Raw genomic sequence first — 6,138 nt, forward strand, 5'->3', positions numbered from 1 at the left:
TCCGCATCGCGCCCAGATAGTTCCCCAGCGTCAGGTGCCCGGTCGGCTTGACCCCGCTGAAGACCCGTGTCATCTCTCCACCTCCTGGTCAGGACCGCCGCCATCCGCCGGCCGTCCCTCCTGGAGGGAGATACGAGAACGGCCGCCGAAGCGGCGGCCGTCGAGTGCATACGTGTGTACGGCCGCCGTCAGGCGGCCCACCAGAGCTGAGTACACGTACGCGTCATCACACCTCCACACTACGCCCCGGCGGACCGCCTTGCTCGGGATTTGACACCCCCCGTGCGCCCTCGTAGTGTTCTCCGAGTTGTCCGACGTGAGCGCCGACCCCGGTCGGTCCCCGGACAGCGATTCCGCAAGTACCAACACTCCTCGACGAGCCGTCGCGTTGTCGACGTCGTTGTCGTGTTGTCGGTGTGTGTAATTACGGAATGAGGAATCCACGTCCGACAGGACGCGGCCCCCGATTAGCTCGGAGGCCGGGAATCCGCTAAAGTCTCACTCCGTCGGAACGGCCCAACAGCCGCGAAGACAACCCCCTCTGACGGGGAATCAGAGCCCGAAAGGATCTGATAGAGTCGGAACCGCCGGAAAGGGAAACGCGAAAGCGGGAACCTGGAAAGCGCCGAGGAAATCGGATCGAAAAGGATCTGATAGAGTCGGAAACGCAAGACCGAAGGGAAGCGCCCGGAGGAAAGCCCGAGAGGGTGAGTACAAAGGAAGCGACCGTTCCTTGAGAACTCAACAGCGTGCCAAAAGTCAACGCCAGATATGTTGATACCCCGACCTGATCGGTTCGATCGGGTTGAGGTTCCTTTGAAAAACACAGCGAGGACGCTGTGAACGGTCGGATTATTCCTCCGACTGTTCCGCTCTCGTGGTGTCACCCGATTACGGGTAAACATTCACGGAGAGTTTGATCCTGGCTCAGGACGAACGCTGGCGGCGTGCTTAACACATGCAAGTCGAACGATGAACCACCTTCGGGTGGGGATTAGTGGCGAACGGGTGAGTAACACGTGGGCAATCTGCCCTGCACTCTGGGACAAGCCCTGGAAACGGGGTCTAATACCGGATACTGACCCTCGCAGGCATCTGCGAGGTTCGAAAGCTCCGGCGGTGCAGGATGAGCCCGCGGCCTATCAGCTTGTTGGTGAGGTAATGGCTCACCAAGGCGACGACGGGTAGCCGGCCTGAGAGGGCGACCGGCCACACTGGGACTGAGACACGGCCCAGACTCCTACGGGAGGCAGCAGTGGGGAATATTGCACAATGGGCGAAAGCCTGATGCAGCGACGCCGCGTGAGGGATGACGGCCTTCGGGTTGTAAACCTCTTTCAGCAGGGAAGAAGCGAAAGTGACGGTACCTGCAGAAGAAGCGCCGGCTAACTACGTGCCAGCAGCCGCGGTAATACGTAGGGCGCAAGCGTTGTCCGGAATTATTGGGCGTAAAGAGCTCGTAGGCGGCTTGTCACGTCGGTTGTGAAAGCCCGGGGCTTAACCCCGGGTCTGCAGTCGATACGGGCAGGCTAGAGTTCGGTAGGGGAGATCGGAATTCCTGGTGTAGCGGTGAAATGCGCAGATATCAGGAGGAACACCGGTGGCGAAGGCGGATCTCTGGGCCGATACTGACGCTGAGGAGCGAAAGCGTGGGGAGCGAACAGGATTAGATACCCTGGTAGTCCACGCCGTAAACGGTGGGCACTAGGTGTGGGCAACATTCCACGTTGTCCGTGCCGCAGCTAACGCATTAAGTGCCCCGCCTGGGGAGTACGGCCGCAAGGCTAAAACTCAAAGGAATTGACGGGGGCCCGCACAAGCGGCGGAGCATGTGGCTTAATTCGACGCAACGCGAAGAACCTTACCAAGGCTTGACATACACCGGAAAACCCTGGAGACAGGGTCCCCCTTGTGGTCGGTGTACAGGTGGTGCATGGCTGTCGTCAGCTCGTGTCGTGAGATGTTGGGTTAAGTCCCGCAACGAGCGCAACCCTTGTCCCGTGTTGCCAGCAGGCCCTTGTGGTGCTGGGGACTCACGGGAGACCGCCGGGGTCAACTCGGAGGAAGGTGGGGACGACGTCAAGTCATCATGCCCCTTATGTCTTGGGCTGCACACGTGCTACAATGGCCGGTACAATGAGCTGCGATACCGCGAGGTGGAGCGAATCTCAAAAAGCCGGTCTCAGTTCGGATTGGGGTCTGCAACTCGACCCCATGAAGTCGGAGTCGCTAGTAATCGCAGATCAGCATTGCTGCGGTGAATACGTTCCCGGGCCTTGTACACACCGCCCGTCACGTCACGAAAGTCGGTAACACCCGAAGCCGGTGGCCCAACCCCTTGTGGGAGGGAGCTGTCGAAGGTGGGACTGGCGATTGGGACGAAGTCGTAACAAGGTAGCCGTACCGGAAGGTGCGGCTGGATCACCTCCTTTCTAAGGAGCACTTCTAAGCCGAGCTTGCTTGGTTCAGAGGCCAGCATGCGAGCGAACGTCTCGCACTGGTTGCTCATGGGTGGAACGTTGACTATTCGGCACGGTTCGACTTGATAGGTCACTAGTACTGCTTCGGCGTGGAACGTGAGTCTGGAGAGCGATCGTGTCGGGCACGCTGTTGGGTGTCTGAGGGAATGATCTTCCTTCAGTGCCGGCCCCGGTAAAGGTCCGCGTGAGCGGGTTGTGACGGGTGGTTGGTCGTTGTTTGAGAACTGCACAGTGGACGCGAGCATCTGTGGCCAAGTTTTTAAGGGCGCACGGTGGATGCCTTGGCACCAGGAACCGATGAAGGACGTGGGAGGCCACGATAGGCCCCGGGGAGTCGTCAACCAGGCTTTGATCCGGGGGTGTCCGAATGGGGAAACCCGGCAGTCGTCATGGGCTGTCACCCGCTGCTGAACACATAGGCAGTGTGGAGGGAACGCGGGGAAGTGAAACATCTCAGTACCCGCAGGAAGAGAAAACAACCGTGATTCCGGGAGTAGTGGCGAGCGAAACTGGATGAGGCCAAACCGTATACGTGTGAGACCCGGCAGGGGTTGCGTGTGCGGGGTTGTGGGATCTCTCTTCTACGGTCTGCCGGCCGTAGGGCGAGTCAGAAACCGTTGATGTAGGCGAAGGACATGCGAAAGGTCCGGCGTAGAGGGTAAGACCCCCGTAGTCGAAACGTCAGCGGCTTGCTTGAGAGACACCCAAGTAGCACGGGGCCCGAGAAATCCCGTGTGAATCTGGCGGGACCACCCGCTAAGCCTAAATATTCCCTGGTGACCGATAGCGGATAGTACCGTGAGGGAATGGTGAAAAGTACCGCGGGAGCGGAGTGAAATAGTACCTGAAACCGTGTGCCTACAAGCCGTGGGAGCGTCGCGCAAGGACTTGTCCTTGCGTCGTGACTGCGTGCCTTTTGAAGAATGAGCCTGCGAGTTTGCGGTGTGTTGCGAGGTTAACCCGTTGTGGGGTAGCCGTAGCGAAAGCGAGTCCGAATAGGGCGTTTGAGTAGCACGCTCAAGACCCGAAGCGGAGTGATCTAGCCATGGGCAGGTTGAAGCGGAGGTAAGACTTCGTGGAGGACCGAACCCACCAGGGTTGAAAACCTGGGGGATGACCTGTGGTTAGGGGTGAAAGGCCAATCAAACTCCGTGATAGCTGGTTCTCCCCGAAATGCATTTAGGTGCAGCGTCGTGTGTTTCTTGCCGGAGGTAGAGCACTGGATAGGCGATGGGCCCTACCGGGTTACTGACCTTAGCCAAACTCCGAATGCCGGTAAGTGAGAGCGCGGCAGTGAGACTGTGGGGGATAAGCTCCATGGTCGAGAGGGAAACAGCCCAGAGCATCGACTAAGGCCCCTAAGCGTACGCTAAGTGGGAAAGGATGTGGAGTCGCACAGACAACCAGGAGGTTGGCTTAGAAGCAGCCACCCTTGAAAGAGTGCGTAATAGCTCACTGGTCTAGTGATTCCGCGCCGACAATGTAGCGGGGCTCAAGCGTACCGCCGAAGTCGTGTCATTCATACAATAGGGCCAACGCCTGTATGGATGGGTAGGGGAGCGTCGTGTGCCGGGTGAAGCAGCCGTGGAAGCGAGTTGTGGACGGTTCACGAGTGAGAATGCAGGCATGAGTAGCGATACAAACGTGAGAAACGTTTGCGCCGATTGACTAAGGGTTCCTGGGTCAAGCTGATCTGCCCAGGGTAAGTCGGGACCTAAGGCGAGGCCGACAGGCGTAGTCGATGGATAACCGGTTGATATTCCGGTACCCGCTGTGAAGCGTCAAACATCGAGCATCGTGATGCTAAGGCCGTGAAGCCGCCCTGGAGCCTTCGGGCAAAGGGGAGTGGTGGAGCCGCTGAACCAAGCGGTTAGTAGGTGAGTGATGGGGTGACGCAGGAAGGTAGTCCATCCCGGGCGGTGGTTGTCCCGGGGTAAGGGTGTAGGCCGTGCGGTAGGTAAATCCGTCGCACACATGGCTGAGACCTGATGCCGAGCCGATTGTGGTGAAGTGGATGATCCTATGCTGTCGAGAAAAGCCTCTAGCGAGTTTCATGGCGGCCCGTACCCTAAACCGACTCAGGTGGTCAGGTAGAGAATACCGAGGCGTTCGGGTGAACTATGGTTAAGGAACTCGGCAAAATGCCCCCGTAACTTCGGGAGAAGGGGGGCCATTCCTGGTGATGATCTTTACGGTCTGAGCTGGGGGTGGCCGCAGAGACCAGCGAGAAGCGACTGTTTACTAAAAACACAGGTCCGTGCGAAGCCGTAAGGCGATGTATACGGACTGACGCCTGCCCGGTGCTGGAACGTTAAGGGGACCGGTTAGCTTGGATTCGTCCAGGCGAAGCTGAGAACTTAAGCGCCAGTAAACGGCGGTGGTAACTATAACCATCCTAAGGTAGCGAAATTCCTTGTCGGGTAAGTTCCGACCTGCACGAATGGCGTAACGACTTCTCGACTGTCTCAACCATAGGCCCGGTGAAATTGCACTACGAGTAAAGATGCTCGTTTCGCGCAGCAGGACGGAAAGACCCCGGGACCTTTACTACAGTTTGATATTGGTGTTCGGTTCGGCTTGTGTAGGATAGCTGGGAGACTTTGAAGCTCGCACGCCAGTGTGGGTGGAGTCGTCGTTGAAATACCAGTCTGGTCGTGCTGGATGTCTAACCTGGGTCCGTGATCCGGATCAGGGACAGTGTCTGATGGGTAGTTTAACTGGGGCGGTTGCCTCCTAAAGAGTAACGGAGGCGCCCAAAGGTTCCCTCAGCCTGGTTGGCAATCAGGTGTTGAGTGTAAGTGCACAAGGGAGCTTGACTGTGAGACCGACGGGTCGAGCAGGGACGAAAGTCGGGACTAGTGATCCGGCGGTGGCTTGTGGAAGCGCCGTCGCTCAACGGATAAAAGGTACCCCGGGGATAACAGGCTGATCTTCCCCAAGAGTCCATATCGACGGGATGGTTTGGCACCTCGATGTCGGCTCGTCGCATCCTGGGGCTGGAGTCGGTCCCAAGGGTTGGGCTGTTCGCCCATTAAAGCGGTACGCGAGCTGGGTTTAGAACGTCGTGAGACAGTTCGGTCCCTATCCGCTGTGCGCGTAGGAGTCTTGAGAAGGGCTGTCCCTAGTACGAGAGGACCGGGACGGACGAACCTCTGGTGTGCCAGTTGTTCTGCCAAGGGCATGGCTGGTTGGCTACGTTCGGGAGGGATAACCGCTGAAAGCATCTAAGCGGGAAGCCTGCTTCGAGATGAGGACTCCCACCCACTTGATGGGGTAAGGCTCCCAGTAGACGACTGGGTTGATAGGCCAGATATGGAAGCGCCGTAAGGTGTGGAGTTGACTGGTACTAATAGGCCGAGGGCTTGTCCTCAGTTGCTCGCGTCCACTGTGTTGGTTCTGAAACCACGAACAACCCCGCATTTGTCACAGAGTGTGGTGCGGTTGAGAGTTTCATAGTGTTTCGGTGGTCATAGCGTAGGGGAAACGCCCGGTTACATTCCGAACCCGGAAGCTAAGCCTTACAGCGCCGATGGTACTGCAGGGGGGACCCTGTGGGAGAGTAGGGTCGCCCAGCACCAGCATGGCGCCGACCAGCCCGGCCACGGCGCCGCTGGCGAACAGCGTCCGCACGGTCTGGCGGCCGAGATCGACCCCGCCA

At 58.4% G+C, this 6,138-nt stretch carries 3 rRNA genes; all 3 read left to right on the forward strand.

Annotated features, from left to right (window positions below):
- The first annotated feature begins 904 nt into the window (after window positions 1-904).
- The 3 genes from ACFW16_RS35675 (at window position 905) to rrf (ending at window position 6,054) form a co-directional block, all read left to right on the forward strand.
- Window positions 905-2,432 (forward strand): 16S ribosomal RNA (locus tag ACFW16_RS35675).
- Window positions 2,433-2,729: 297 nt separating this feature from the next.
- Window positions 2,730-5,850, forward strand: a 23S ribosomal RNA gene (locus tag ACFW16_RS35680).
- Between the two features lie 89 nt (window positions 5,851-5,939).
- A 5S ribosomal RNA gene (gene rrf, locus ACFW16_RS35685) occupies window positions 5,940-6,054 on the forward strand.
- Together the 16S, 23S and 5S rRNA genes form the textbook arrangement of a ribosomal RNA operon.
- Window positions 6,055-6,138 lie beyond the last annotated feature (84 nt).

The organism is Inquilinus sp. NPDC058860 (assembly GCF_042743185.1).
Taxonomy (GTDB): Bacteria; Pseudomonadota; Alphaproteobacteria; order DSM-16000; family Inquilinaceae; genus Inquilinus.